We start from the raw sequence: 24,887 nt of genomic DNA, 5'->3' as shown, positions 1-24,887 counted from the left end.
CGTGGCACTCATCAGTTCAGGCCTGGATCAACCCCCATTGCAAGGCCACCAGCGTGATTTCGCTCTGGTTGCTGGCGCCGAGCTTCTGCTTGATGTGATAGAGGTGGCTGCCCACCGTGCTGGGCGAAAGATTCAGGCGCTCGGCGATCTGCGCCACGGTCGCGCCGCGCGCGAGCTGGATGAAGACCGAGAACTCGCGCTCGCTCAACCGATCGGCCGGGCTGGTTTCGCCGTCGAGCTGGGCCACGGCCAGGCGCTGCGCGGTCTGCGCGTCGAGGTAGCGCTCGCCGCGCGCGACCGCGGTGACGGCGGCGATCAGTGCGTCGGGCGCCGCGCGCTTGGCCAGGTAGCCCAGGGCGCCGGCGCGCAGCACGCGCTGCGGGTGCGCCGTGTCTTCGTGGGCCGACAGCACCAGTACCTTGAGCTTGGGCCCCTGCGCAAGGATCCGGCGCACCGCCTCCAGACCGCCCATGCCGGGCATCGACAGGTCCATCACCACGACGTCGGGCTTGACCGTGGACAACAGCCGGCAGGCTTCCTCGCCGGACTCGGCCTCTGCCACGACCTCGATGCCGGCGTTGGCCAGCAACATGCGAAAGCCCATGCGAACCAGCGCATGGTCGTCGACCAGCATCACTCCGATCATGACGCCGCTGCGCGCGCCGACCGCGCCGCGCGTCCCCGCGGAAGATCAAGCATGGCGACTCTCACGCGGAACCCTCCTCGGTCGCGCTGAACGGCAGCCACACCAGCAACTGCGCACCGCGCACCGCGTGGTTGGCGATGTCGAGCCGGCCGCCCAGGGCCTCGACCCGCTCGCCCAGCCAGCGCAGGCCGTAGTGGCCGCCTTCCTGCCGGGTCCGATCGTGCCAGTCGGGCGCCAAGCCCGCGCCGTCGTCGCGGACCTCGAGCCGGGCGCCGCCGGCCTCGGCCCTCAGGCTCACCGCGAGGTGCCGGGCCTGGCCGTGGCGCAACGCATTGGTCATGCCTTCCTGGGCCGCGCGGTACAGCGCGAGTGCGGCCTCGCTGCCGAGCTGCACGTCGCCCAGCGCCAGTTGCAGGTCGATCGCGGCCTGCGGCTGGCTGACACGGGTGCGCTCGGTCAGGTCGCGCAGCGCGTCGGCCAGGCCAAAGGCATCCAGCACCAGCGGCGCCAGGCGCGGGATCAGGCCGTGCATCGCGTCGTACAGGCGCGAACTTTCTTCGGCAATCACGTTCGCGGCCTGCGCCGCCTCGGCGTCGAGCGGGGCCACGCGCTGCGCCACCGACAGCGCCAGGCTGCGCATCGCGGTCACCGACTGGCCAAGTTCGTCGTGCAGTTCGCGCGCGATGAGCTTGCGCTCCTGCTCCAGATGGCGGTCGATCCAGCGCGCCAGATCGCGCCGGTCGGAGAGCTCGCGCTCGGCGTGGGCAGCGCGCCTCTCGGCCTCGATGCGCACGGCTACGCCGTCGACCATGCGGTTGAAGGCGGCACCGATCGCCGCCGCTTCGGTGCCGGGCAGAGACATCAGCTTGACGTCGAGGTGGCCGGCCTCGATGCGATTGAGCGCCTCGACGATCTGGCCAAAGGGCTTGACCGTACGCCCCACCACCCAATAGACGAGCAGGTTGACGACGACCAGCAGCGCAAGCCCCGCGAGGGCGAGCACGACGATCTGGTCCCAGGCGTCGACCGCGGCACGCGAGGCATCGGCGCGAATCACCAGCTTGCCGTCCGGAAAGGCGATCGACTGCTGCTGCGGCGACGGCGAGATCAGTTGCGCGAACCACGACGGCGCATCGCGGCCAGCCTTGTAGGGTGAAGGCGGCGAGCGGTAGATCTGCTGTCCCCCGGCGTCGAGCAGCATGATCTCGTTGGATCGAACCCGCCCGAGCCCGGCCAGATAGTCCTGCATCGCCGGCGTGCCCTGCGAGGCCTGCAGCATCACGGTGCGCTTGAGCAACTGCGCGGCGACGCGATTGGCGGCCACCACTTCCTCGCGCACCGAGTCGCGCGTGGCCTGCAACTGCAGCGCGATCAGCGCCAGCACGAACAACGTGACCAGGCTGCCGACGATCAGGTGGATCTTCAGACGCAGGCTCATCGGCCGATGGTACCGACCCGCCGCAACCGCCTGGCCCGCGATTCCAGAAAATCATGAGGCCGCTTTCATGGGCCGGGGCCTGCCGCCACCGCCCGAGCCGGCGCACCATCCATCTTGAGTTGAAGGGTTTTAACGTTCCCGCCGCTCCACAAGCGCCAGATGGCGCGCTGTGCCACCGACCGAAGGAGACCCGCCATGCAATGGACAAAGCCCCAAGCGACCGAACTGCGTTACGGCTTCGAGATCACGATGTACATCTCGAACCGCTGATTCCGGCGTCCGGGTGCGGCGCCAGCCGCAACCCGCAAGACAGAGCCCGCTTCGGCGGGCTTTTTGTTGCCCGGGCCTCTGTACCGCCCGCGGATCGGACGCAGCGTCATGGCCGCGGCAGCGCGCATCGGCCTGCACACCGGGTCGCGATAATCGGCCGATGCGCGTCTTCCATGGTCTGCATCACCGCGATATCGCGCCCGCCTGCGCGTTGACGATCGGCAACTTCGACGGCGTCCACCGCGGCCACCAGGCGATGCTGGCGCTGCTGACCAACGAGGCACGCCATCGGGGCGTCGCGAGCACCGTGCTGAGCTTCGAGCCGCACCCGCGCGACTTCTTCGCCCGCAAGGCCGGCAAGCCCGAGCTGGCCCCTGCCCGCATCGCCACGCTGCGCGACAAGCTGGCCGAACTCGAGCGCTGCGGCGTCGAGCAATGCGTGGTGCTGCGCTTCGACGAGCGCTTTGCCGCACAGAGCCCGCAGGCCTTCATCGACGACGTGCTCGTGCGCGGGCTGCACACGAAGTACGTGCTGGTCGGCGACGACTTCCGCTTCGGCGCCAGGCGCGCCGGCGACTACGCGATGCTCGACGTCGCCGGCGACGCGGCCGGCTTCGATGTCGCGCGCATGAACAGCTACGAGGTGCACGGCGTGCGAGTCTCGTCGTCGGAGGTGCGCGCGGCGCTGGCCGGTGGCGACATGTCGCGCGCCGCGGCGCTGCTCGGCCGGCCCTACAGCATCAGCGGCCATGTGATCCACGGCCGCAAGCTCGGCCGCACGCTGGGCGAGAGCGGGCCCGGCGCGGCCGACGGCTTTCGCACGCTCAACCTGCGCTTCCATCACCCGAAGCCGGCGGCGATGGGCATCTTCGTCGTGCGTGTGCATGGCCTGGCGACGCAAGCGCTGCCCGGCGTGGCCAGCCTTGGCGTGCGCCCGACCATCGAGGATGGCGGTCGAGTGCTGCTCGAGGTGCATTGCCTCGACTGGCCCGCGCCCCTCGGCGCCGAGAGCGGCTACGGGCGGCTGGTCAAGGTCGAGTTGCTGCACAAGCTGCACGACGAACTGCGCTACGAGGGGCTCGAGGCGCTGCGCGCCGGCATCGATGCTGACAGCGAGCGGGCGCGGTCCTGGTTTGCTTCCCACGGCTGAGCCACCGCGGCTATCCTGTCGTGCCGGCGCGTGGCCCGGCAGTCCGATCAGGAGAAGCAGGATGACGAGAACCCATCGCTACCGCAGCGTACTGTCGCTCGCGCTGCTGGCTGCCGTGTCTCAGCTGGCGCTGGCCGCCGGCGACGCGCCCAGCAAGCCCAATCCGGCAGCACCGGCCATGCCCGCCGGTGCCAGCGCGATGCGCGTCGCCGCGACGGTGGCCGCGATCGATCAGGCCTCGCGCGCGGTCACGCTGAAGGCCGAGGACGGCTCGCAGATGAGCTTCATCGCCGGGCCCGAGGTCAGGAACCTGGCCCAGGTGAAGGTTGGCGATCGCGTCGTGCTCACCTACGCCATCGCCGGCGCGCTTTCGCTCAAGAAGGGCAGCGGCGCCGCGCCCGAGCGGGTCGAAGCCGTCAGCGGAACCCGCGCGCCCGAAGGCAGCGCGCCGGCGGCGACTGCCGTGCGTGAGGTCACGATCACCGCCAACGTGGTGTCGATCGATGCCAAGACGCAGATGGTCCGGTTGCGCGGCCCGCAGCGCACGGTCGATCTGAAGGTCGAGGACCCGGCGCTACTCAAGGAAGTGAAGGTCGGCGACTTGGTCGAGGCCCGCTTCCGCGAATCCGTGGCGCTGCGGGTCGATCCGGCGCCGAAGTAGGCTGCTCTACGTTGCACCGGCCGCCGCGGCGGCCGGTGCGCGTCATCGTCGCAGCTAGTGCTTGACGGCACCGAGGGCGCGCACCGGCGCCTTCAGCTCGATCGTCTCGCGCTTGCCGCCTGCGGTCTCCACCACCAGGCTCAGCGGCACGCTGTCGCCTTCCTTGAGTTGCTGCTTCAGGCCCATCAGCATCACGTGGTAGCCACCCGGCTTGAGCTCGACAGTCTTGCCGGCGGGCAGCTCGAGCGCCTGAACCGGGCGCATCTGCATCACGCCGCCGTCCATCTTCATCTCGTGGATCTCGACCATCGCCGCCGCCGGCGAGCGTGCCTCGAGAACACGGGCGCCCTGGACCGACAGCAGTTGCATGAAGGCGCCGGTCGCCGGCTGCTGGGCGACCGTGGCGCGAACCCAGGGGTCACTGACGGTCACCGACTGAGCCGACGCTGCGGCGCTGGACAGCACAACGCCAAGGGCGAATGCGGCCTGATGGATGCGATTCTTCAAACGGCTCTCCTTGCAGAACTGCGGGCAGTTTAGGCGTGCACCGCCGCGCTCGAGCCGCAGTGCAGCCCCGGTAGAATCGAGCCATGAGTTCGCTTGCGAGCCCCCAGCGCCCGACCGGCCAGCGTGCCGGCTGCCTCGGCGCGGCCACGCGTCGCCAGACCACACGCGACCGAATTTGACCCTCCGGGTCGTCCCCACCCCTCGGGGACCCAGCTACTCCTCGCCCTGCCGCCCGCAGCCCCCTGCTGCCCGCCACGGGCTCCCGACCCGGACCGGAAAGCCTCTGCCATGAACGACGCCACCAACCCCGCCCCCGTGGACTACCGCGCCACGCTGAACCTGCCCGACACGCCGTTTCCGATGCGCGGCGACCTGCCCAGGCGCGAGCCGGGCTGGGTGAAACAGTGGGAAGAGCAAGGCACCTACCAGCGCCTGCGCGACGCCCGCATCGGCGCGCCACGCTTCGTGCTGCACGACGGCCCGCCCTATGCCAACGGCGCGCTGCACATCGGTCATGCGCTCAACAAGATCCTCAAGGACAGCATCGTCAAGGCACGCCAGCTGGCCGGCTATGACGCGCTCTACGTGCCGGGCTGGGACTGCCACGGCCTGCCGATCGAGAACCAGATCGAGAAGAACTTCGGCCGCGGTCTCAGCCGCGACGAGGTGCAGGCAAAGAGCCGCGCCTACGCCACCGAGCAGATCGCGCAGCAGATGGCCGACTTCAAGCGCCTGGGCGTGCTCGGCGCCTGGGACCGGCCCTACCGCACGATGGACTTCGGCAACGAGGCCGGCGAGATCCGCGCGCTGAAGGGGCTGATGGAACGCGGCTACGTCTACCGCGGCCTGAAGCCGGTCTACTGGTGCTTCGACTGCGGCAGCTCGCTGGCCGAGTTCGAGATCGAGTACGCCGACAAGGTCTCGCCCACCGTCGACGTGGCCTTCCTCTGCGCCCAGCCCGAGCGCCTGGCCACGGCCTTCGGCCTGCCCTCACTGGCCGGCAAGGACGCCTTCGCGGTGATCTGGACCACGACCCCGTGGACGCTGCCGGCCAACCAGGCGCTGAACCTGAACCCCGAGCTCGAGTACGCGCTGGTCGACACCGAGCGCGGCCTGCTGCTGCTCGCCGTGGCGCTGGTCGACAAGTGCCTCGAGCGCTACGGCCTGCAGGGCAAGGTGCTCGCCACCGCCAAGGGCTGGAAGCTCGACCTGATCGAGTTCCACCATCCGCTGGCCGCGGTCGACCCCGGCTATGCGCGCACCGCGCCGATCTACCTGGCCGACTACGCCACCGCCGACGACGGCACCGGCCTCGTGCACTCGGCGCCGGCCTACGGCGTCGACGACTTCCAGAGCTGCACTGCGCATGGCCTGTCGCACAAGGACATCCTGAATCCGGTGCAGGGCAACGGCGTCTACGCCGCCGAGTTGCCGCTGTTCGGCGGCCAGTTCATCTGGAAGGCGAACCCGAAGATCGTCGAGGCACTGCGCGACGCCGGCCGGTTGCTGGCGAGCAGCCAGTTCAGCCACAGCTACCCGCATTGCTGGCGCCACAAGACGCCGGTGATCTACCGCGCGGCGGCACAGTGGTTCGTGCGCATGGACGAGGGCGAAGGCGTGTTCACGACCGCCAAGGCGCCCGGCACGCTGCGCGAGACGGCGCTGGCGGCGATCGACGCGACCTCCTTCTATCCGGAGAACGGCCGCGCCCGCCTGCACGACATGATCGCCAACCGGCCCGACTGGTGCATCAGCCGCCAGCGCAGCTGGGGCGTGCCGCTGCCCTTCTTCCTGCACAAGGTGACGGACGCGCTGCACCCGCGCACGATGGAGTTCATCGAGCGCGCGGCGCTTCTGGTCGAGCAGGGCGGGGTCGAGGGCTGGGCCAAGCTCGATGCGCGCGAGTGGCTCGGCGACGAAGCCGAGGAGTACACCAAGAGCAGCGACATCCTCGACGTCTGGTTCGACTCGGGCTCGACCTTCAGCCATGTGCTCAAGGGCTCGCACGCCGGCGCCGGCCATGACAGCGGCCCCGAGGCCGATCTCTACCTCGAAGGCCACGACCAGCACCGCGGCTGGTTCCACAGCTCGCTGCTGATCGCCTGCGCGCTCGAAGGCCGCGCGCCCTACAAGGGCCTGCTGACGCACGGCTTCGCGACCGACGGCAACGGCCGCAAGATGAGCAAGAGCCTGGGCAACGTGGTCGCGCCGCAGAGCGTCAGCGAGAAGCTCGGCGCCGAGATCATCCGGCTGTGGGTGGCCAGCACCGACTACTCGGGCGATCTCAACATCGACGACAAGATCCTGGCCCGCGTGGTCGATGCCTACCGCCGCATCCGCAACACGCTGCGCTTCCTGCTCGCCAACACCAGCGACTTCGATCCGGCGGTCGATGCGGTGCCGCACGACCAACTGCTCGAGATCGACCGCTACGCGCTCGCCCGTGCCGGCCAGCTGCAGCGCGAGATCCTGGCCCACTACGAGGTCTACGAGTTCCACCCGGTGGTCGCCAAGCTGCAGGTCTACTGCAGCGAGGACCTCGGCGCCTTCTACCTCGACGTGCTCAAGGACAGGCTCTACACCACCGCGCCCAAGAGCCTGGCGCGGCGCTCGGCGCAGACCGCGCTGTGGCAGATCACGCACGCGATGCTGCGCTGGATGGCGCCCTTCCTCAGCTTCACCGCCGAGGAGGCCTGGCCGATCTTCGCCGCCGGGCCGAAGGGCGCGCCGGTGTCGCCATCGATCTTCACCGAAACCTACTGGCGCTTTGCCGAGGGCGGCGACGAGGCGCTGCTGGCCAAGTGGCAACGGATCATCGAGATCCGCGCGGTCGCCAACAAGGCGATCGAGGCGGTGCGCGCCGAGGGCGGCGTCGGTGCCTCGCTGCAGGCCGAACTCGGCATCACCGCCAATGACGAGGACCGCGCGCTGCTGGCCTCGCTCGGCAATGACCTGCGCTTCGTGCTGATCACCTCGGCGGCCGAACTGTTGGCGGGCACCGAACTCGCGGTGCAGGTCAGTCCGAGCAGCGCGAGCAAGTGCGAGCGCTGCTGGCACTACCGCGCCGACGTCGGCAGCGACCCCGCGCACCCCACCATCTGCGGCCGCTGCGTCGGCAACCTCGAGGGCGCGGGCGAAGTCCGCACGGTGGCCTGATGGCGCGCGCCACCGCCACCAACCGTGACGGCAGCCGCTCGACCACGGGCAGCGGCCTGCTGTTCTGGCTGCTGATCGCGGCGCTGGTCGTCGTTGCGGACCAGTTGACCAAGTTCCTGATCGTCCGCAGCTTCAACTACGGCGACGTGCGCGAGGTGACGAGCTTCTTCAACGTGGTCCGGGTCCACAACACCGGCGCCGCGTTCAGCTTCCTGGCCGGCGCCTCGGGCTGGCAGCGCTGGTTCTTCGTCGCGCTCGGCCTCGCGTTCTCGGCCTTCTGCATCGTGATGCTGCGAAGCCATGGCGCGACCCAGAAGCGATTTGCCTGGGGCCTGACGCTGATCATGGGTGGCGCGATCGGCAACGTCATCGACCGCCTGGTGCATGGCTACGTGGTCGACTTCCTCGACTTCCACTTCCGCTTCCTGGCGCCGCTGTTCCCCGGCGGCCATTTCCCGGCCTTCAACCTGGCCGACGCCGCGATCACGCTCGGTGCGATGCTGCTGATCGTCGACGAGGTGCAGCGGGTGCGCGGCAAGCCCTAGCCGGGCGGCCGAACCACGAGTTCGGTGTAGCCGGTGGCCGGATCGAAGGCCCGGCCCAGTTGCCCTGGCGGCAGCAGCGCCAGCAGCAGCTCGGCCGTGGTGCGCACGATGCAGCCCGGCGTCACATGCCCGCCCCAGACCCTGCCCTGCGCATCGGCCACGCTCATGTGCAGGTGCGAGCCGTCGGCGCTGACGCTGCCGGCCAGCGTGAGGATCTCCAGGTCGCCGTCGAGCCGCAGCAACTGCTCGGCACCGGCCAGGCGCAGCGAGGCGCCGTCCAGGCTGCCGATGCCGGCAAGCACGAAGGCACCGGCGCCGCCGTGCGCCGCCACCGCGGCCTCGATCGCCGGCCGCAGGTCGTCGCCAGGACGCAGTCGGATGGGAAGGCATTGCATCGACGGCCAGACTACCGCATCCGGTGAAGCTCCCGTAGCGCGAGCGCCGCGGCTCGCGCTACCGTCATGCCATGAGCCCGGCTCCCGACCCGTCATCACCCGCGCCCGCGCGACCGCCCGGCGTCTTCGACTACTCGCTGCGGCCGCTGCGCCTGGTCGACCCGCTGCGCTGGCTCGCACTCGGCTGGCGCGACTTCATCCGCGCGCCCTGGATCGGCCTGTTCTACGGCGCCGCCTTCGCCGGCATGGGCTACCTGCTGCTCTACCTGTTCAGCCACGCGCCGGCCTATGTGCTGGCGCTGGCGGCCGGCTTCCTGCTCGTCGGCCCCTTCATGTGCCTTGGCCTCTACCAGGTCAGCCAGCGGCTCGAGCGCGGGCAGAAGCCCGACCTCGGCGACTCGCTGCTGGCCTGGGAAGACCGGGTCGGTGCGCTGGCGCTGTTCGGCGGTGCGTTGCTGATCCTCGAGCTGATCTGGGCCCGCGCCTCGCTGGTGGTCTTTGCGTTGAGCTTCGACGGCATGCCCGACTTCCAGGGTTCGATCGCGGCCCTGCTCGACCCGCAGAACCTGGAGTTCATCCTCGCCTACCTCGCGGTCGGCGGCGTCTTCGCCGGCCTGATCTTCGCGGTCAGCGTCATCAGCATTCCGATGCTGCTCGACCAGCCGGTCGACGCCATCACCGCCGCGCTCACCAGCCTGCGCCTGGTGCTGGCGCAGCCGTTGGTGATGCTCTGGTGGGGCGCGCTGATCACGCTGATCGTGGTGCTGGCGATGCTGCCCTACTTCCTGGGGTTGCTGGTGGCGGCACCGGTGCTCGGACACGCCACCTGGCACGCCTACCGCGGCGCGGTGCGTCCACCGGCCTAAGAGCCAGCCGCGCCATCAGCCGGGCGGCGGCACCTCGTCCACGCGCGGCTCGCCTTGCGGCTCGATCACGACCTGCATCTGCAGCGCGGTGAACACCAGATCGACCGAGGCGGTCAGGGTGACCGGCCCAGCGACCACCGGGTGCGCCTGCAGGTCGGCGGCGGCAATCTGCAGCACCGTGCGCATCTCCTGCACTGCGGTGTGCACCGCCTTCTCGTTGAAGGTGTTGGCCACCGAGCCGGCGGCATCGACCACGCTGGCGGCGCCGCTCCTGACCGTGGACGCAACGCCATCGACGGTGCTGCCGGCGATGCCCTTGAGCTTCTCGAACATGGTGATCTCCGGCGTGAGTCGGGTGGACGGCCATTGTCGAGCGCCGGCCGCGATCCGCGCGCGGCGTTGCCAGCCAGATCTGGCGCCTAGGGCCGGCGCGCCATCTCGACGTGCGGGATGTTGTCTTCCAGGTACTCGGCACCCTCGGCCACGAAGCCGAAGCCCTCGTAGAAGCGCTGCAGCCGCGCCTGCGCCGAGATGCGCAGGCCAAGGCCGGGGAACAGTCGGCCGGCGTGCGCCACGCCTTCGACCATCAGCGCGCGGCCGGCGCCGCTGCCGCGCACCGCGCCGGCGCTGATGACACGGCCGATCGAGGGCTCCGTGTACTTGAGGCCGGGCGGCACGATCCGCAGGTAGGCGCGCAAAGCGCCCTGCTCGTCGCGGCCGAGCAGATGCCAGCTCTGCAGGTCGATGCCGTCGGCGTCGAGATAGGCGCAGTGCTGCTCGATCACGAACACCTCCTGGCGCAGCCGCAGCAGCGCGTACAGCTCGCGGGTGTTCAGTTCGTCGAAGCCGCGCAACGCAAAGTCCAGCGCCCCAATCATGGAATCAACACGCTGCATCCCACCGTCAGCCGCGCCTCCAGATCCTCGTGCGCCTGCGCCGCGTCGGCCAGCGCGTAGCGTCGCTCGACGGGAATCTTCACCGCGCCGCTCTGCACGATGGCGAACAGATCGTCGGCCATGGCCTGGGTCCGCTCGCGCGTGGCGATGTGGGTGAACAGCGTCGGCCGCGTCACGTAGAGCGAGCCCTTGGCCGCCAGCAGGCCGATGTTGAGCGGCGCGGCCGGGCCCGAGGCGCTGCCGTAGCTGGCGAGCAGGCCGAAGGGGCGCAGGCAATCGAGGGAGCGCTCGAAGGTGTCCTTGCCGACCGAGTCGTAGACCACCTTGACGCCGGCGCCGCCGGTGATCTCCCTGACCCGGGCGACGAAGTCCTCGCTGCGGTAGTTGATCGTGTGCGCCGCGCCATGGGCCCTGGCCAGCGCGCATTTCTCGTCACTGCCGGCGGTGCCGATCAGCTGCAGTCCGAGCGCCTTGGCCCACTGGCAGGCGATCAGGCCGACGCCGCCGGCCGCCGCGTGCCAGAGCACGAAGTCGCCGCGCTCCAGCCCGGCCTGCGGCAGCGTCTGGCGCAGCAGGTACTGCACCGTCAGCCCCTTGAGCATCATCGCCGCGCCGGTCTCGAAGTCGATCGCGTCCGGCAGCTGCACCACCGTCTTGGCCGGCATCACGCGCGCCTGGCTGTAGCTGCCGGGCGGCTGCCCGGCATAGGCCACGCGGTCGCCGACCGCCAGATGCTCGACGCCCGCACCGATCGCCTCCACCACCCCGGCGCCCTCCATGCCGATGCCGGCCGGCAGCGGCAAGGGGTACATGCCGTTGCGGTGGTAGACGTCGATGTAGTTGATGCCGCAGGCGTGATGGCGGATGCGCAGTTCGCCGGGGCCGGGCGCACCCACTGGCACGTCGACGAGCCGCATCTGGCCTGGCCCGCCGACGGCGTCGATGCGGATGGCCTTGACGGTGTTGCTCATGTCCTGTTCCTCGTGTTCGTTTGAAGCGCGCAACTTGCGCTTGCGTCGCCAGCTTCTCCGGTATGGTGCCAAGACTCGCAAGACCTCGCTTGCCACCCCGCCGATGCAACGCCTGCAAATCGCCCCCAACCTCGCGCTGGCCACACTGTGGGCCGACTGGCTCAGCCAGTCCGGCTTCCCGGCCAGCGTGCAGCGCGCCAACGCGGTGGCGCTGGCCGGCAGTATCCCGCCCGACGAGGCCCTGCCCGAGGTCTGGATCGAGGGCGAGGCGGACCAACTCGACGCCGCCCGCGCGCTGCTGGCCCTGCTGACGGCCGGACCGAGCCGCCGCTGGTGCTGCCGTGGCTGCGGCGAGCAGATCGACGGACCCTTCGAGCAATGCTGGAACTGCGGCGCGGCGATGCCTGCATGATGCCGACCCGTTCGTTGGGTCACGGATGAGCCGGATCTCCGCCAGGACCGCCTTCCTGATGTCGCTGCCGCCCCTGCTGTGGGCCGGCAACGCGGTGGTCGGGCGGCTGATGGTGGGCCAGGTGCCGCCACTGGCGCTCAACGCGCTGCGCTGGTCGCTGGCGCTGCTGATCCTGCTGCCGCTGGGCTGGCGGGTGCTGCGCGCACCCGGCGAGATCGCCTCGCGCTGGCCGCACCTGCTGCTGCTGGGCACGCTCGGCGTCGGCAGCTACAACGCGCTGCAATACATGGCGCTGGTGAGCTCGACGCCGATCAACGTCACCCTGATCGCCGCCTCGATGCCGGTCTGGATGCTGGCGGTCGGCGCGCTGTTCCACGGGGTCCATCCGAGCCGCGCGCAGCTGGTCGGGGCGGTGCTGTCTCTGGCCGGCGTGCTGCTGGTGATCGCGCGCGGCAGCCCGGCGGCGCTGGCGCGGGTCCAGTTCGTCATCGGCGACCTCTACGTGCTGGCGGCGATCATCGGCTGGGCCTTCTACAGCTGGATGCTGGCGCGGCCGCCGGCCTCGATGCGGGGCGCGTCGGCACCCCAGGTGACCGGCGACGACGGCCAGCCGCGCGGCTGGAACTGGGCCGAGACCCTGCTGGTGCAGGTGATGTTCGGCCTGCTCGGCGCCAGCGCCGCGGCCGGCGCCGAGCGGGCCCTGGGCGACGCGACGATCCACTGGAGCCCGGCGGTGCTGCTGGCGCTGGTCTACGTGGCGATCGGCCCCTCGGTGATCGCCTACCGCTGCTGGGGGCTCGGGGTGGCGCGGGCCGGCCCGGCGGCGGCGGCCTTCTTCGGCAACCTGACGCCGCTGATCGCCGCGCTGCTCTCGGCCGCGGTGCTCGGCGAGGCGCCGCGCTGGTACCACGCGCTGGCCTTTGCACTGATCGTCGGCGGCATCGTCGTGTCGTCGCGCGCGCCCCCGCGGACCGGGCATTGACCACTGCCCCTCGCCCGATGCGCTGGCTATGATGGAATGGACAACCGTCAGCCTCCGATGCCAGCCGCCCCCGTCCTCCCCCCGTCCGGCCCGGGCGACGAGGCGCAGCGCCTGCGACTGCTCGCCGACCACGTGCCGGCCCTGATCGCGTACTACGAGACCGAAGGCCTGCGCTGCAACTTTGCCAACCGGCGCTACGCCGAGACCTTCGGCTTCACGACCGAGACCATCCTCGGGCTCAGCGTGCGCGAGGTCGTCGGCGAGGCCGGCTGGGCCCAGATCGGGCCAATGGTCGAGCGCGTGATCCGCGAGCACGAAGGCGTCTCCTACGAGCGCGAGCTCGTCAGCGCCGCGGGCCAGCAGATGTGGATCGAGGTCGAGCTGGTGCCGCACCTCGACACCGACGGCCAGTTGCTCGGCGCCTTCGTGCGGCTGTCGGACGTCACCCGCCATCGCCAGGCCGAGCGGGAGGCGCGCGAGAGCGAGGCGCGCCTGGCCAAGTTCATGGAGGCCAGCGCCGAGGGCATCGTCTTCCATCGCAACGCGCTGGTGGTCGACGTCAACCCGGCGCTGTGCGCCCTGCTCGGCTACGCCCGCGACGAGCTGATCGGCCGCCGCACCACCGAGTTCGTGGCGCCGGCGCACGTGCCGCGCGTGATCGAGGTCATCGGCGGCGGTGCCGATCTCAGCTACGAGGTCGAGGTCGTCCACCGCGACGGCACGCTGATCCCGGTCGAGCTGCTGACACGCGTCATCGCGCTCGACGGCGAGCATCTGCGCTTCGTGATCGTGCGCGACATCCGCGACCGCCTCGCGGCGCAGGCGCGCATCAACCACCTCGCCCACCACGATGCGCTGACCGGGCTGCCCAACCGCATTGCCTTCGTCCAGCAGCTCGATCGCATGGCCGCCTCGCACCGCGCCGGCGAGGCGCGCTTTGCGCTGCTGTTCATCGACCTCGACCACTTCAAGCGCGTCAACGACTCGCTCGGCCACCTCGCCGGCGACACGTTGCTGCAGACGGTGGCCACGCGCATCACCGGCGCGCTGCGCGACAGCGACCGCGTGGCCCGCTTCGGCGGCGACGAGTTCATGGTGCTGGCCGCGGGCGCCCACGACGTGACGGTGGTCGAGCAGGTCGCGGCCAAGCTGCTGGCAGCCATCGAGGCGCCGATCACCGTCGGCGGGCGGCCGATCTCGGTCTCGCCGTCGATCGGCGTGGCGCTGTTCCCCGAGGACGGGCGCACGCCGGCCGAGCTGATCCAGCATGCCGACGCCGCGATGTACCTCGCCAAGGCGCGCGGCCGCGCCAACGTGCAGTTCTTCGATCCGACGCTGTCGCGCAATGCCTATGCCGCACTGGTGATGGAAGGCCAGCTAGCGCAGGCGATCGCGACCAACGCCTTCCGCCTGCAGTTCCAGCCCCAGGTGCGCGAGTTCGACGGTGCGATGGTCGGCGCCGAGGCGCTGATCCGCTGGCAGCACCCCGAGCGCGGCCTGCTGATGCCCGACGTCTTCATGCCGGTGGCCGAGGCGCGCCGGCTGATGGTGCCGATCGGCCAGTGGGTGATGCGCGAGGCGCTGCAGAGCGCGCGCCGCTGGCGCGCCGCCGGCCTGACGGCGCCGGTCGCGGTCAACCTGTCGACCCTGCAGTTCCAGCAGCACGGCTTCGTCGACGGCCTGGCCCACCTGCTCGAGGAACTGCAGGTGCCGGGCGACGCGCTCGAGCTCGAGCTCACCGAGCGCATGCTGATGGACGACCTGGTCGAGGTGAAGCGCAAGCTGCAGGCGCTGCAGGCGCTCGGCATCCGCATCGCGGTCGACGACTTCGGCACCGGCTACTCCTCGCTGCGCCATCTCAAGGACCTGCCGATCAACAAGATCAAGATCGATCGCAGCTTCGTCAAGGACCTGACCCGCGACCGCGACGCACTCGCGATCACCCAGGCCATCGTGCAACTGGCGCACAGCCTGGGAATGGCGGTGGTGGCCGAGGGCGTGGAGACCATCGAGCAGCGCCGGGTGCTGGCCGACCTCGGCTGCGACGTGCAGCAGGGCCACCTGGTGGCGCCGCCGCTGGATGAAAGCGCGCTGCTGGCCTGGGCCCGGCAGCGGGCGCCGGTCGATCGGTCGATTGCCTAGACCGCGTGCATTCGACCTCCCGTCTCAGCATCGAGCCACTCGCGCTTCACCCCGACGCGGTGCCCGTGCTCGTGTCCTGGTACGAAGCCGAATGGCCCGAGTGGTACGGCACGGGCCGGGGAGATGCCACGCGGGATCTTCAATCCTTCTCGAACCAGGGCAGTCTCCCGGTCGGGGTGCTGGCATTGCAGGATGGTGTTGTTTGCGGTGTCGCGGCGCTCAAGGCAGAGTCGATTCCCAGCCACAAGCATCTCTCGCCGTGGGCTGCGGCCGGGCTGGTAGCTCCGGCGCACCGTGGCCAGGGCATCGGCCTGCAGCTGTTGCTGGCGCTGGAGAGCCAGGCCAGGGCCTTGGCCTTCACGCACATCTACTGCGGCACCAGCACCGCCGGGACCTTGCTCCAGCGAGCCCACTGGCAAGTCCTGGAGCGAATCACGCACGAAGGCAAGGCCTTGTCGATCTACGAGAAGGCGCTCTAGCCCTGCTGCGGAGCGGGTGCCGGTGGCGCCATGCGCCAATGTCAGCAGCGCCGTTCGCCGGCGTTCACGTCAGGCGGCTTTCGGCCAGTGCCGCGCCCACAGCGGAGCGAACTGCGGATGCGCGTCGACCCGCTCGACCAGCGCGTGGCAGGCCGGCCGCGCCGCCTTCAGGTGCTTGCGCGCGCCGGACCAGCGGCTGACCACCGCCGCCAGGATGTCGAGCGCGCCCGGCTCGGCGCCGGCGAAGAAGGGATCGGCCTTCGGCGCGAGATCGGCGAAGTGTTCCCACAGCAGGTGCAGCCGCGCCCGCGCCACCGCGATGCTGCGCTTGCGCGCGGCCTCGTCGGGCACGTCGGCGTAGCGTTCGGGGTAGTCGTTGACGCCGATCAGCGCGTAGCAGTTGGCGGCGATGAACACCAGGCCGCGGATCGCCTGTGCGCGCGCCGAGGGCTCGGCCGGCAGCAGGCCTCCATCCGGATGCGCGAGACCGAGATGGATCAGGATCGCCGCGCTCTCGCTGAGCACGGTGCCGTCGGGCAGCACCAGCGTCGGCACCTGCGCCAGCGGATTGACCCGCTTGAGTTCCTCGTAGCCCGGTCCCGGCTCCCAGGTCGCACCCTCGACCACGCGGTAGGGCAGGCCGCAGCGCAGCAGCGCCGCCTCGACCGCGGCCGAGCCGGAGCCGTTGGCGCCGTAGAGCGTGTGCTGTTCACTCATGCTTGCTCCTCGATGAACGATGAGCGCTCGCCGCTGCGCGGCGTCGCATGAACGACGAACAGTTCATTCGTGCCGCAGGCACGTTCATGCGATGGCGCAGCCAAGCGTTCATCGTTCATCAGAACGTGCCCGGATAGCCGCCGCCGTCGAGCAGCCAGTTCTGGCCGGTGATGTAGCCGGCCTGCGCGCTGCACAGAAAGGCGCAGGCCGCGCCGAACTCGGCCGCGCTGCCGAAGCGCTGTGCAGGGTGCGCCTTGCGGCGCGCCTCGAACACGGCGTCCAGGCTCTGGCCGCTGGCGGTGGCCGCACCCTGCATCGTCGCGCGCAGGCGGTCGGTGTCGAAAGGGCCGGGCAGCAGGTTGTTGATCGTGACGTTCTTCGCCACCGTCTTGCGTGCGAGGCCGGCGACGAAACCGGTCAGGCCCGAACGTGCGCCGTTGGACAGCCCGAGGATGTCGATCGGCGCCTTCACCGCGGCCGAGGTGATGTTGACGATGCGGCCGAAGCCGCGCGCGAGCATCGGGTCGACCGTGGCCTTGATCAGCTCGATCGGCGCCAGCATGTTGGCGTCGAGCGCCTTGATCCAGGTCTCGCGGTCCCAGTCGCGAAAATCGCCCGGCGGCGGCCCGCCGGCGTTGTTGACCAGGATGTCGACCTGCGGGCAGGCCGCGAGTGCGGCCGCGCGGCCCTGCGGCGTGGCGATGTCGCCGGCCACCGCGACGACCTGCACCGAGGGATAGGCCGCGCGCAACTCGGCCGCCGTGGCCTCCAGCGCCTCGGCGCCACGCGCGGTGATCACCACGTTGACGCCCTCGGCGGCCAGCGCCTGCGCGCAGCCCTTGCCCAGACCCTTGCTGGCGGCGCAGACCAGCGCCCACTTGCCTTGAATGCCCAGATCCATCTCGACTCCTCGAATGAGTTCAGCGCGCCCGCGCCAGCAGCGCCACGCCCGCCAGCACCAGCAGCGTACCGGCGCCGATCCACGCGTTCAACGGCTCGCCCAGGAAGACCGCGCCCATCAGCAGCGTCGCCAGCGGGCCGATCATGCCGGCCTGCGCCGCCAGCGGCGCGCCGAGGCGCTCGATCGCCATCATCACCGCCAGCACCGGCAGCACGGTGCACAGGCTGGCGTTGAGCACGGACAGCCACCAGACCGGCGACGGGATCGCGCCGAGCACCTCGGTCCGCAGCACGAGGAACTGCGTGATCGCCAGCGCACAGGCCACGGTGCTGGCCAAGCCGACCAGGCGCAGCGAGCCGAGCGCCTTGACCAGTTCGCCGCCGTAGGCCAGATAGATCGCGTAGCTCAGCGCGCTCGCGAACACGAGGCCGGCGCCGAGCGCGGTCGTGGCGCCCGGGCCACCGGCCGGTGTGCTCGCCAGTTCGTGGCCGAAGACCAGCAGGATGCCGGCGTAGCTGGTCGCCATCGCCACCAGCTGGCGCGCGCTGACCCGGTGGCCGAAGCGCAGCACGCCGATCAGCAGCACCAGCGTCGGGTTGAGGTAGAGGATCAGCCGCTCGAGGCTGGCGCTGATGAACTGCAGGCCGGCAAAGTCGAGCAGGCTCGCGAGGTAGTAGCCGGTAAAGCCGAGCAGCGCCACCATGCGCCACTGCGCGGCGCTCAGCGCCGGCTGGCCGCGTCCGCCCCACCAGGCCATCAGCAGGAAGGCCGGCAGCGCCAGCAGCATGCGCAGACCGAGCACGGTGATCGCGTCGACACCGTGGCGGTACATCAGCTTGGCGACGATCGCCTTGCCGGAGAAGGCGATCGCGCCGACCACCGCCAGCAGCAGGCCCATGCCGACACCACCGCGTGGCGGCGAGCGGTTCACTTGCGGTCCTGCGGCGCGCGGCGCTCGATCCACCACTCGCTGGCCACCTGCCGGTAGCCGAGCGAACGGTAGATGCCGATCGCCACGTCGAGCGGGTCGGCGCACATGCGGATCAGCCGCAGCCCGAGCCGCTCGAAGCCATGCGCCGAGACCGCATGCACCAGCGCGCTGGCCAGGCCGAGGCGGCGCCAGTCCGGATGCACCGCCACGCGCTGGAAGCGACCCAGCTTGCCATCACGCACCAGCCCGCAATCGGCCGCCAGCACGCCATCGCACCAGAGGCCGAACCAGGCGGCGCGGCCTTCGCGTGCCATGCGCGCATAGCGGCGCATCTGCTGCTCGCGGTGCAGGCGGTAGCCGGCCTCGTCGAAGCCGTCGCGGGTACTGAGATGCAGATCGACCAGCGCCGGCAACTCAGCCTCGATGTCGAGCTCTCGCACCTCGATCCGGCCGCGCGCGGCGCGCACCGGCGCCTCCAATCCATCCGGCCGCAGCTCGAGCACCGCGTACTCGCCGTGCTCGAAACCGGCCGCCTCCCAGCTCGGCAGGCTCGGCGGCGCGGTGACCGCGTTGATGCCGATCGCCACATGGCTCGACTGCGGCTGCAGCGCGCCTATCTCGGCCTCGAAGCGCTGCAGCCAGTGCGCCAGCTCGGCATCGGCCGGCGGTGCCGGCAACAGCAGGCAGTTGCCCCAGTAGAAGCTCGGGCTCGACGGGGTGCGCACGACGATGCAGTCGTCGCACTCGCTGACGAGCGCGTCCTCGCGATGCAGGAAAAAGTCGGTCTCCCAGCCGGGGCCGAGTTCGGCGAGTTTCATCGCGGGCTACCAGCCCGCGGCCAGGCCGTCGCGGCGCGGATCGCTGGCGGCGACGTAGCCGTCCACGGCCGGATCGCCCAGGCGCCAGATGAACTGGCCGGCGCCGAAGTCCTGGTAGCTGTCGGCCAGCGTGTCGATGCGATGGCCGCGCGCGACCAGCCCCTCGACGGTGGCCGCCGGCATCGTCGCCTCGACGTTGAGTTCGAGCCCGGCATTGAAGCGCCAGCGCGGCGCGTCGCAGGCGGCCTGCGGGCTCTGGCCCCACCACAGCATGCGCGCGAGCGTCTGCAGGTGGCCCTGCGGCTGCATGTTGGCGCCCATCACGCCGAAGCTCATTATTGGTTGTCCTTCGGAACTCAGGAACGCCGGGATGATCGTGTGGAACGGTCGCTTGCCGGGGGCGACGACGTTCGGGCTCGTCGGGTCGAGACTGAAACCGTGACCGCGGTTCTGCAGCGAGACGCCCCAGTCCGGCAGCACGACGCCGGAGCCGAAGCCCATGTAGTTACTCTGGATGAAGCTCACCATCATCCCGCCGGCGTCGGCCGCGCTGAGGTAGATGGTGCCGCCGCGCCGGTGCACGGCCTGCGGATTGCCGGCCTCGAAGAGCTGGGCGCGGTCCATGTCGACCAGGCGCGCGCGCTCGGCGATGTAGGCCGGATCCAGCATCTGGGCCGGCGTCAGCAGCATCGACCCGGGCTCGGCGACGTAGCGGTAGACGTCGGCGAAGGCCAGCTTCATCGCCTCGATCAAGCCGTGCATGGCCTGCGGACTGTCGGCCGGCAACTCGCGCAGGCCGAGATGGTTGGCAATGGCCAGCGCGATCAGTGCCGCGATGCCCTGGCCGTTGGGCGGGATCTCGTGCAGCGTGTAGCGGCGGCCATCGGCACCGGTGGTGTCGGTGCCGATCGGATCGACCCACTGCGGCTGGTAGGCCGCAAGGTCGGCCTCGGCCAGCGCGGCGCCATGCTCGCGCGCCGACGCGGCCAGCGCGGCCGCGATCTCGCCACGGTAGAAGGCCTCGCCGCCGGTGGCGCCGATCGCCCGCAGCGCGCGCGCCGCGCCGGGCATCGCGAAGCGCTCGCCGACCGTCGGCGCGCGACCACGCGGCAGGAAGACCTCGGCAAAGCCGGGCTGCGAGGCCAGCGCCTCGACCTGCGCCGCCGCCGCCCACTTGTGCTGCACGATCGGTGTCACCGCGTAGCCACGCTCGGCAACCTCGGCCGCCGGAGCCAGCAGGTCCTCGAAGCGCAAGCGCCCGTAGCGGCCATGCAGCGCGGCCCAGCCGGCCACCGCGCCGGGCACGGTCACGCTGTCCCAGCCGCGCACCGGCGGCGCGGTCGCCGAGGCATCGTGGCGCGCGCGGAACCAGGCCGGTGTCCAGGCGGACGGCGCGCGCCCGCTGGCGTTGAGGCCGACCAGTTGTCGGCCATCCCAGAGGATCGCGAAGGCGTCCGAGCCGAGGCCGTTGCTGCAGGGCTCGACGATCGTCATCACCGCCGCGGCGGCGATCGCGGCATCGACCGCGTTGCCGCCGGCGCGCAGCATTGCCAGGCCGGCCTGCGAGGCCAGCGGATGCGAGGTGGAAACCACATCGCGCGCGAAGACCGGCGCGCGATGCGAGGCGTAGGGGTTACCGGCGTCGAGCTTCATGGCAGCCAGTATCGGCGACGGCGACGCGCGCCGTCGCCGCCTTCCCACAGCCCTAGTCGGCCTCCTGGAAGGCCACCTCGCGCTTCTTCTTCACCGACGGCAGCGTCACGATCACGATCAGCGCCACCGCGGCGGCAAGCAGCGCGGCCGACAGCGGACGCGTGACGAAAGTGCTCCAGTCGCCGCGCGACAGCAGCAGCGCGCGGCGCAGGTTCTCTTCCATCATCGGACCGAGGATGAAGCCCAGCAGCAACGGCGCCGGCTCGCAGCCGAGCTTGTAGAAGGCGTAGCCGGCGATGCCGAAGCCGGCCGCCATGTAGACGTCGAAGTTGTTGTTGTTGAGCGTGTAGAGCCCGATGCAGCAGAAGGTAAGGATGGCCGGGAACAGGAAGCGGTAGGGCACGGTCAGCAGCTTGATCCAGATGCCGATCAGCGGCAGGTTCAGCACCACCAGCATCAGGTTGCCGATCCACATGCTGGCGATCAGGCCCCAGAACAGCTCGGGGTTGCTGGTCATCACCTGCGGCCCGGGCTGGATGCCCTTGATCGTCATCGCGCCGACCATCAGCGCCATCACCGCGTTGGGTGGGATGCCCAGCGTCAGCATCGGGATGAAGCTGGTCTGCGCGCCGGCGTTGTTGGCGCTCTCGGGGCCGGCAACGCCGCGGATGTCGCCCTTGCCGAAGCGACCGCTGCTGCCGGCGATCTTCTTCTCCATCGTGTAGGCGGCGAAGGCCGCCAGCAGCGCGCCGCCGCCCGGCAGCACGCCGAGCAGCGAGCCGAGCGCGGTGCCGCGCAGCACCGCCGGGTAGGCCTCCTGGAAGTCCTTCTTGGTCGGCCACAGGCCGGTCACGTTCTTGGTGAAGACCTCGCGGTGCTCGGCCGGCTGGCCGAGGTTGGCGATGATCTCGCCGAAGCCGAACACGCCCATCGCGATCGCGACGAAGCTGATGCCGTCGGTGAGTTCCGGGACGCCGAAGGAGAAGCGCGGCGTGCCGGAGATGACGTCGGTGTTGATCTGGCCCAGCAGGAGGCCGAGGATGATCATCGCGATCGCCTTGATCAGCGAGCCCGAGGCCAGCACCACGGCGCCGATCAGGCCCAGCACCATCAGCGAGAAGTATTCGGCGGGACCGAACTTGAAGGCCAGTTCGGTCAGCGGCGGCGCGAAGGCGGCGACGATCAGGGTGCCGACGCTGCCGGCGAAGAAGGAACCGAGTCCGGCCGCGGCGAGTGCCGGCCCGGCGCGCCCCTGGCGCGCCATCTGGTAGCCGTCGATCGCGGTGACGACCGAACTGCTCTCGCCCGGCACGTTGATCAGGATCGCGGTGGTCGAGCCGCCGTACTGCGCGCCGTAGTAGATGCCGGCCAGCATGATCAGCGCCGGCGTCGCGTCGAGGCCGTAGATGCTGGGCAGCAGCATCGCGATGGTGGCCACCGGCCCGAGACCCGGCAGCACGCCGATCAGCGTGCCGAGCAGGCAGCCGATCAGCGCCCACATCAGGTTGGTGGCGGTGAACGCGACCGAGAAGCCAAGCGCGAGATTGTTGAGGAGTTCCATCTTGCGTGCCTCAGGTTGCTGCCATCAGCGAGGGCAGGAACGTCGGCCAGATCGGGATCGTCAGGCCCAGGCCCTTGACGAACACGCCCCAGCAGCCGAGCGTGAGCGCGATCGACAGGACCACCACGCTCTTCCATTCGAACTCGTCGCCGGCGAGGCTGGCGATGGTGATCAGCATCGGAATCGCCAGCACCATGCCCAGGCGCGGCAGCGCGAAGCCGAACAGGATCACCGCGCCCAGGATCAGCAGCAGCGGGCGCCACGCGATGGCACCGATAGGATCCCCACCGTCGCTCTCGATGGTCAGCGCCTTGAACAGCTCGATGGCGCCGAGGGCCGCCAGGATCACGCCAAGGATCAGCGGGAAGTAGCCCGGCCCCGGCTTGGCCGAGGTGCCGAAGGGGTAGTTGGTGGCGCCAACGGCGAACGCGACGCCGATCACCACGAACATCAGCCCGGCGACGAAGTCGCGTTGACTCTTGATCATCACGCAGGGTCTCCTCTTGTTGTCGTTGCCGACGAGCCTGGCACGGCCCGCGACGCCTAGGCCATTCTAGGAACGTGCGGCAGTCGCTCGCCGTGTGGATAACGCTTACGACGTCGCCAGCCCGTGCTCGCGCGCATAGTGCAGCAGTTCGACCGCGGTGCCGATGCCGAGCTTCTGTCGCACCAGCGTCTGGTAGTTCGCGACCGTCTTCGGGCTGAGGTGGAGGATCTGCGCGATCTGCTCGACGCCGCGGCCGGCCAGCAGGTGCTGCAGCACGTCGAACTCGCGCGGCGACAGGCGCTCGTGCGGCGAGCCCTCGCGCAAGCCGGCCGCCAGCGCCGCCGGCCACACCGACTCGCCGGAAAGCGCCGCGCGCACCGCGGCCACCAGTTGCACCGGATCGCTGCTCTTGGTGACGTAGCCGCTGGCGCCGGCATCGCGGCACTGGCTCATCAGCGCCACGCTCTCGTGCATCGTGAAGACCAGCACCTTCAGCGCCGGCAGGCGCTGGCGCAGCCGGCGCAGCATCTCGAGGCCGCCGCGACCCGGCATCGACAGATCGAGCACCAGCAGCTCGACCTCGCCATCCTGCTGCTGCGCGAGGCCGAAGTACGCCGCCTCGGCATCGGCGTACTCGGCCACCACCGCCAGTTCGGGCTCCAGTTCGAGCAGGCGGCGGTAGCCGGCGCGCACGACGGCATGGTCGTCGGCGAGCGCGATCGTGTGGCGCCGGGTGCAATCGCTCATGCCGCACCTCCCACCGGCAGCCGCGCCGCCAGCCGCGTGCCGCTGCGCGCGCTGTCGACCGCAATGACCAGCTCGCTGCCCAGGGCCCACAGCCGCTCGCGCATGCCGGCCAGGCCGCTGCCCTGCTGCGCGGCGACCGCGGCATCGGCGAGGCCGATGCCGTCGTCCTCGACCGACCACAGCAGCGCCGTGGCGCGACCATCGGCACCGCGCTCGAAGGCCACGCGCAGCCGGGCCGCACGCGCCTGCGCGTGACGCGCGACGTTGGTCAGGGCCTCCTGGCTGATGCGATAGAGCGCCAGCGCCAGTGCCGCCGGCAGCACTTCGTGCGTCGCCGCCGACGGCTCGTCGCGCCACTCGAGCTGCACCTCGAGCGCGCGCCCGGACCAGCCCTCGACCAGCGCGGCCAGCATCTGCCGCAGTTGCGCGGTCGGCAGTTCGGCGCCGTCGGCCTGCGCCGTCCCGAGCGGGCGCAGGCGCGCGAGCAGCGCGCGCGTGTCCTCGTGGATCAGCCGGCATTGCTCGGCCATGCCGTCGACCACGCCGAGCAGCGCCAGCTCGTGCTGCAGCTGGCGCTGCAGCCAGGCGGCGTCGGCGCGCAGGGCCGTCAGGCGCTGGCCGAATTCGTCGTGCAGTTCGCGCGCCAGGCGCGCACGCTCGTCTTCCTGCAGGCTGAAGACCTGTTGCGCAAGCACGCGCCGCGCGGCCTCGGCCGCCGCCAGCGAATGCGCCAGCCGCTTGAGCGCGCGCGTGACCGCGTCGAGTTCGCGCACCGGCATCGGCAGCGGCAGTCGCTGCATCGCGCCCAGCTCGCCATGCTCGAGCGCCTCGATCGCGGCCAGCACCGGCTGCAGCGGCGCCAGCGCGCGCCTGAGGCTCCAGCGCATCAGCAGCAGCATGCCCAGGGAGCCGGCCAGCAGCAGCGCGAACATCTCGGCCCAGTTCGACAGCGCCTCGCGCTGCTCGCGGTCGGCCGAGGCCACCAGTCGCAGCTGCCAGCGCCCACCGTCCGGTCGCGGCAGTTCCCAGTCGACCGCCTGCGAGGCCGGCGGCGGGAACAGCAGCGCATGCGCACCGACCAGCCAGGCCACCGGCGCGGCCAGCGCCGGCGGCTGCGGCGCGGCGATCAGGAACTGCCCGGCCGCGTCGCGCAGCTCCAGATGAAGGTGGCGCGCGCTGCTGGTCGGCTGCAGCCGCCGCAACTCGGCCAGCGCCTGTGCATCGTCCTGCCCGCCGAGCGTGGACAGCAGCGCCGTCATGCGCGCCGCGTCGAGTGCATCGCCGATCTCCTCGCGCATGTCGCGCTGCGCGCGGGCCAGGCCGAGCAGCAAGGCCAGCAGCAGGCAGCCCAGCGCCAGCGCACCGGCCCGCAGCATCACGAGCCTGGTCAGGGCCTGCGGTCGCGGTCCGCGCGCGGACCTCAGGTCGGGAGCTTCTCCCGGGTCCTTCGGCGCAACACTTGCGTCGACAAGCCCGGCTGTGCCATCGGCAACAAGACGAGGAGGGAGACTCATGATGCGGGCTGATCGGAGCGTTGGTGCGGGTTTCGCGATGAT

General features: G+C 70.7%; 27 protein-coding genes. 10 read left to right on the top strand and 17 right to left on the bottom strand.

The window, feature by feature from the left end; translation table 11 throughout:
• Positions 1 to 16: 16 nt before the first annotated feature.
• The gene (locus EV670_RS03945) at positions 17 to 646 is read right to left on the bottom strand and encodes a response regulator (protein ID WP_130430489.1); all 630 of its coding nucleotides are present in this window, start codon (positions 644 to 646) and stop codon (positions 17 to 19) included.
• A 61-nt stretch (positions 647 to 707) separates the two neighbouring features.
• The gene (locus tag EV670_RS03940) at positions 708 to 2,084 is read right to left on the bottom strand and encodes an ATP-binding protein (RefSeq protein WP_130430488.1); all 1,377 of its coding nucleotides are present in this window, start codon (positions 2,082 to 2,084) and stop codon (positions 708 to 710) included.
• 159 nt (positions 2,085 to 2,243) lie between these two features.
• Between EV670_RS03940 and pqqA the strand changes: the two genes are divergently transcribed.
• The 3 genes from pqqA (at position 2,244) to EV670_RS03925 (ending at position 4,165) form a co-directional block, all read left to right on the top strand.
• Entirely contained in the window at positions 2,244 to 2,354 is a 111-nt protein-coding gene (gene pqqA / locus EV670_RS18985; RefSeq protein ID WP_207224991.1) for a pyrroloquinoline quinone precursor peptide PqqA, read from the top strand.
• 160 nt (positions 2,355 to 2,514) lie between these two features.
• A complete protein-coding gene (locus EV670_RS03930; protein WP_130430487.1) occupies positions 2,515 to 3,504 on the top strand; it encodes a bifunctional riboflavin kinase/FAD synthetase in 990 nt (329 codons plus the stop codon).
• Between the two features lie 61 nt (positions 3,505 to 3,565).
• Positions 3,566 to 4,165, top strand: coding sequence for a hypothetical protein (locus EV670_RS03925; RefSeq protein WP_130430486.1), 600 nt, complete (start codon positions 3,566 to 3,568; stop codon positions 4,163 to 4,165).
• A gap of 54 nt (positions 4,166 to 4,219) precedes the next feature.
• Here the strand turns inward: EV670_RS03925 and EV670_RS03920 are convergent, their stop codons facing one another.
• Positions 4,220 to 4,597: a copper chaperone PCu(A)C gene (locus EV670_RS03920; protein ID WP_242616821.1), complete on the bottom strand. Its 378-nt coding sequence runs from the start codon at positions 4,595 to 4,597 to the stop codon at positions 4,220 to 4,222.
• A gap of 363 nt (positions 4,598 to 4,960) precedes the next feature.
• On the opposite strand from EV670_RS03920, the gene ileS reads away from it, so the two are divergent.
• Both ileS and lspA read left to right on the top strand, forming a co-directional pair.
• Positions 4,961 to 7,828, top strand: a complete 2,868-nt coding sequence (ileS, locus tag EV670_RS03915; protein ID WP_130430485.1) for an isoleucine--tRNA ligase — start codon at positions 4,961 to 4,963, stop codon at positions 7,826 to 7,828.
• Complete coding sequence (gene lspA, locus EV670_RS03910) at positions 7,828 to 8,373, top strand: signal peptidase II (RefSeq protein WP_130430484.1); 546 nt, start codon at positions 7,828 to 7,830, stop codon at positions 8,371 to 8,373. The genes ileS and lspA overlap by 1 nt, the downstream gene beginning before the upstream one ends.
• Here lspA and EV670_RS03905 read toward each other — a convergent pair.
• Positions 8,370 to 8,768 carry a PPC domain-containing DNA-binding protein gene (locus EV670_RS03905; protein WP_130430483.1) on the bottom strand — a complete coding sequence of 133 codons (399 nt, stop codon included), beginning with the start codon at positions 8,766 to 8,768 and terminating at the stop codon, positions 8,370 to 8,372. The genes lspA and EV670_RS03905 overlap by 4 nt on opposite strands.
• 71 nt (positions 8,769 to 8,839) lie before the next feature.
• On the opposite strand from EV670_RS03905, the gene EV670_RS03900 reads away from it, so the two are divergent.
• Complete coding sequence (locus tag EV670_RS03900; RefSeq protein WP_130430482.1) at positions 8,840 to 9,634, top strand: DUF2189 domain-containing protein; 795 nt, start codon at positions 8,840 to 8,842, stop codon at positions 9,632 to 9,634.
• A 15-nt stretch (positions 9,635 to 9,649) separates the two neighbouring features.
• Here the strand turns inward: EV670_RS03900 and EV670_RS03895 are convergent, their stop codons facing one another.
• The 3 genes from EV670_RS03895 to EV670_RS03885 form a co-directional block, all read right to left on the bottom strand.
• Positions 9,650 to 9,967, bottom strand: coding sequence for a hypothetical protein (locus tag EV670_RS03895; protein ID WP_130430481.1), 318 nt, complete (start codon positions 9,965 to 9,967; stop codon positions 9,650 to 9,652).
• 86 nt (positions 9,968 to 10,053) lie between these two features.
• A complete protein-coding gene (locus EV670_RS03890) occupies positions 10,054 to 10,512 on the bottom strand; it encodes a GNAT family N-acetyltransferase (RefSeq protein ID WP_130430480.1) in 459 nt (152 codons plus the stop codon).
• Positions 10,509 to 11,501: a quinone oxidoreductase family protein gene (locus EV670_RS03885; RefSeq protein WP_130430479.1), complete on the bottom strand. Its 993-nt coding sequence runs from the start codon at positions 11,499 to 11,501 to the stop codon at positions 10,509 to 10,511. Before EV670_RS03885 ends, EV670_RS03890 begins: the two co-directional genes overlap by 4 nt.
• Positions 11,502 to 11,604: 103 nt before the next feature.
• Between EV670_RS03885 and EV670_RS03880 the strand changes: the two genes are divergently transcribed.
• Genes EV670_RS03880 through EV670_RS03865 form a run of 4 tightly spaced genes read left to right on the top strand, consistent with a single transcriptional unit; the run spans position 11,605 to position 15,516 of the window.
• Positions 11,605 to 11,913, top strand: a complete 309-nt coding sequence (locus EV670_RS03880) for a DUF2007 domain-containing protein (RefSeq protein WP_130430478.1) — start codon at positions 11,605 to 11,607, stop codon at positions 11,911 to 11,913.
• A 58-nt stretch (positions 11,914 to 11,971) separates the two neighbouring features.
• The gene (locus EV670_RS03875; protein WP_242616820.1) at positions 11,972 to 12,895 is read left to right on the top strand and encodes a DMT family transporter; all 924 of its coding nucleotides are present in this window, start codon (positions 11,972 to 11,974) and stop codon (positions 12,893 to 12,895) included.
• Positions 12,896 to 12,952: 57 nt separating this feature from the next.
• Positions 12,953 to 15,037, top strand: a complete 2,085-nt coding sequence (locus tag EV670_RS03870) for a putative bifunctional diguanylate cyclase/phosphodiesterase (protein ID WP_242616819.1) — start codon at positions 12,953 to 12,955, stop codon at positions 15,035 to 15,037.
• A 5-nt stretch (positions 15,038 to 15,042) separates the two neighbouring features.
• Positions 15,043 to 15,516: a GNAT family N-acetyltransferase gene (locus EV670_RS03865; RefSeq protein WP_165393226.1), complete on the top strand. Its 474-nt coding sequence runs from the start codon at positions 15,043 to 15,045 to the stop codon at positions 15,514 to 15,516.
• 69 nt (positions 15,517 to 15,585) lie between these two features.
• Here EV670_RS03865 and EV670_RS03860 read toward each other — a convergent pair whose 3' ends face one another.
• From EV670_RS03860 to EV670_RS03820, 10 genes are all read right to left on the bottom strand, one after another.
• Positions 15,586 to 16,233: a glutathione S-transferase family protein gene (locus EV670_RS03860; RefSeq protein WP_130430474.1), complete on the bottom strand. Its 648-nt coding sequence runs from the start codon at positions 16,231 to 16,233 to the stop codon at positions 15,586 to 15,588.
• A complete protein-coding gene (locus EV670_RS18925; protein ID WP_278044406.1) occupies positions 16,230 to 16,352 on the bottom strand; it encodes a hypothetical protein in 123 nt (40 codons plus the stop codon). Before EV670_RS18925 ends, EV670_RS03860 begins: the two co-directional genes overlap by 4 nt.
• The gene (locus EV670_RS03855) at positions 16,352 to 17,134 is read right to left on the bottom strand and encodes an SDR family oxidoreductase (RefSeq protein ID WP_130430473.1); all 783 of its coding nucleotides are present in this window, start codon (positions 17,132 to 17,134) and stop codon (positions 16,352 to 16,354) included. Before EV670_RS03855 ends, EV670_RS18925 begins: the two co-directional genes overlap by 1 nt.
• A gap of 19 nt (positions 17,135 to 17,153) precedes the next feature.
• Positions 17,154 to 18,032 carry a DMT family transporter gene (locus tag EV670_RS03850; RefSeq protein ID WP_130430918.1) on the bottom strand — a complete coding sequence of 293 codons (879 nt, stop codon included), beginning with the start codon at positions 18,030 to 18,032 and terminating at the stop codon, positions 17,154 to 17,156.
• A gap of 29 nt (positions 18,033 to 18,061) precedes the next feature.
• Positions 18,062 to 18,883 carry a GNAT family N-acetyltransferase gene (locus EV670_RS03845; RefSeq protein ID WP_130430472.1) on the bottom strand — a complete coding sequence of 274 codons (822 nt, stop codon included), beginning with the start codon at positions 18,881 to 18,883 and terminating at the stop codon, positions 18,062 to 18,064.
• A 6-nt stretch (positions 18,884 to 18,889) separates the two neighbouring features.
• A complete protein-coding gene (locus EV670_RS03840; protein WP_130430471.1) occupies positions 18,890 to 20,536 on the bottom strand; it encodes a gamma-glutamyltransferase family protein in 1,647 nt (548 codons plus the stop codon).
• Positions 20,537 to 20,588: 52 nt separating this feature from the next.
• Positions 20,589 to 22,097, bottom strand: a complete 1,509-nt coding sequence (locus EV670_RS03835) for a tripartite tricarboxylate transporter permease (RefSeq protein ID WP_130430470.1) — start codon at positions 22,095 to 22,097, stop codon at positions 20,589 to 20,591.
• Positions 22,098 to 22,107: 10 nt separating this feature from the next.
• Positions 22,108 to 22,584, bottom strand: a complete 477-nt coding sequence (locus tag EV670_RS03830; RefSeq protein WP_341274601.1) for a tripartite tricarboxylate transporter TctB family protein — start codon at positions 22,582 to 22,584, stop codon at positions 22,108 to 22,110.
• A gap of 105 nt (positions 22,585 to 22,689) precedes the next feature.
• On the bottom strand, positions 22,690 to 23,331 hold the full coding sequence (locus tag EV670_RS03825; protein WP_130430468.1) for a response regulator transcription factor: 642 nt from the start codon (positions 23,329 to 23,331) through the stop codon (positions 22,690 to 22,692).
• Complete coding sequence (locus tag EV670_RS03820; RefSeq protein WP_130430467.1) at positions 23,328 to 24,707, bottom strand: histidine kinase; 1,380 nt, start codon at positions 24,705 to 24,707, stop codon at positions 23,328 to 23,330. Before EV670_RS03820 ends, EV670_RS03825 begins: the two co-directional genes overlap by 4 nt.
• Positions 24,708 to 24,887: the final 180 nt, after the last annotated feature.

Origin of the sequence: Rivibacter subsaxonicus, from assembly GCF_004217215.1 — a bacterium.
GTDB classification, from domain to species: domain Bacteria; phylum Pseudomonadota; class Gammaproteobacteria; order Burkholderiales; family Burkholderiaceae_C; genus Rivibacter; species Rivibacter subsaxonicus.
The sequence above is the reverse complement of the archived record's forward strand: the minus strand, read 5'-3'. Positions and strand labels throughout refer to the sequence as shown.

What these genes read in the sequence shown, in the direction of transcription:
- EV670_RS03945 (WP_130430489.1), bottom strand. Translation starts at nt 646, where the DNA reads ATGATCGGAGTGATGCTGGTCGACGACCATGCGCTGGTTCGCATGGGC.
- EV670_RS03940 (WP_130430488.1), bottom strand. Translation starts at nt 2,084, where the DNA reads ATGAGCCTGCGTCTGAAGATCCACCTGATCGTCGGCAGCCTGGTCACG.
- pqqA (WP_207224991.1), top strand. Translation starts at nt 2,244, where the DNA reads ATGGCGCGCTGTGCCACCGACCGAAGGAGACCCGCCATGCAATGGACA.
- EV670_RS03930 (WP_130430487.1), top strand. Translation starts at nt 2,515, where the DNA reads ATGCGCGTCTTCCATGGTCTGCATCACCGCGATATCGCGCCCGCCTGC.
- EV670_RS03925 (WP_130430486.1), top strand. Translation starts at nt 3,566, where the DNA reads ATGACGAGAACCCATCGCTACCGCAGCGTACTGTCGCTCGCGCTGCTG.
- ileS (WP_130430485.1), top strand. Translation starts at nt 4,961, where the DNA reads ATGAACGACGCCACCAACCCCGCCCCCGTGGACTACCGCGCCACGCTG.
- lspA (WP_130430484.1), top strand. Translation starts at nt 7,828, where the DNA reads ATGGCGCGCGCCACCGCCACCAACCGTGACGGCAGCCGCTCGACCACG.
- EV670_RS03905 (WP_130430483.1), bottom strand. Translation starts at nt 8,768, where the DNA reads ATGCAATGCCTTCCCATCCGACTGCGTCCTGGCGACGACCTGCGGCCG.
- EV670_RS03900 (WP_130430482.1), top strand. Translation starts at nt 8,840, where the DNA reads ATGAGCCCGGCTCCCGACCCGTCATCACCCGCGCCCGCGCGACCGCCC.
- EV670_RS03895 (WP_130430481.1), bottom strand. Translation starts at nt 9,967, where the DNA reads ATGTTCGAGAAGCTCAAGGGCATCGCCGGCAGCACCGTCGATGGCGTT.
- EV670_RS03890 (WP_130430480.1), bottom strand. Translation starts at nt 10,512, where the DNA reads ATGATTGGGGCGCTGGACTTTGCGTTGCGCGGCTTCGACGAACTGAAC.
- EV670_RS03885 (WP_130430479.1), bottom strand. Translation starts at nt 11,501, where the DNA reads ATGAGCAACACCGTCAAGGCCATCCGCATCGACGCCGTCGGCGGGCCA.
- EV670_RS03880 (WP_130430478.1), top strand. Translation starts at nt 11,605, where the DNA reads ATGCAACGCCTGCAAATCGCCCCCAACCTCGCGCTGGCCACACTGTGG.
- EV670_RS03875 (WP_242616820.1), top strand. Translation starts at nt 11,972, where the DNA reads ATGTCGCTGCCGCCCCTGCTGTGGGCCGGCAACGCGGTGGTCGGGCGG.
- EV670_RS03870 (WP_242616819.1), top strand. Translation starts at nt 12,953, where the DNA reads ATGCCAGCCGCCCCCGTCCTCCCCCCGTCCGGCCCGGGCGACGAGGCG.
- EV670_RS03860 (WP_130430474.1), bottom strand. Translation starts at nt 16,233, where the DNA reads ATGAGTGAACAGCACACGCTCTACGGCGCCAACGGCTCCGGCTCGGCC.
- EV670_RS18925 (WP_278044406.1), bottom strand. Translation starts at nt 16,352, where the DNA reads ATGAACGATGAACGCTTGGCTGCGCCATCGCATGAACGTGCCTGCGGC.
- EV670_RS03855 (WP_130430473.1), bottom strand. Translation starts at nt 17,134, where the DNA reads ATGGATCTGGGCATTCAAGGCAAGTGGGCGCTGGTCTGCGCCGCCAGC.
- EV670_RS03850 (WP_130430918.1), bottom strand. Translation starts at nt 18,032, where the DNA reads ATGGGCCTGCTGCTGGCGGTGGTCGGCGCGATCGCCTTCTCCGGCAAG.
- EV670_RS03845 (WP_130430472.1), bottom strand. Translation starts at nt 18,883, where the DNA reads ATGAAACTCGCCGAACTCGGCCCCGGCTGGGAGACCGACTTTTTCCTG.
- EV670_RS03840 (WP_130430471.1), bottom strand. Translation starts at nt 20,536, where the DNA reads ATGAAGCTCGACGCCGGTAACCCCTACGCCTCGCATCGCGCGCCGGTC.
- EV670_RS03835 (WP_130430470.1), bottom strand. Translation starts at nt 22,097, where the DNA reads ATGGAACTCCTCAACAATCTCGCGCTTGGCTTCTCGGTCGCGTTCACC.
- EV670_RS03830 (WP_341274601.1), bottom strand. Translation starts at nt 22,584, where the DNA reads ATGATCAAGAGTCAACGCGACTTCGTCGCCGGGCTGATGTTCGTGGTG.
- EV670_RS03825 (WP_130430468.1), bottom strand. Translation starts at nt 23,331, where the DNA reads ATGAGCGATTGCACCCGGCGCCACACGATCGCGCTCGCCGACGACCAT.
- EV670_RS03820 (WP_130430467.1), bottom strand. Translation starts at nt 24,707, where the DNA reads ATGCTGCGGGCCGGTGCGCTGGCGCTGGGCTGCCTGCTGCTGGCCTTG.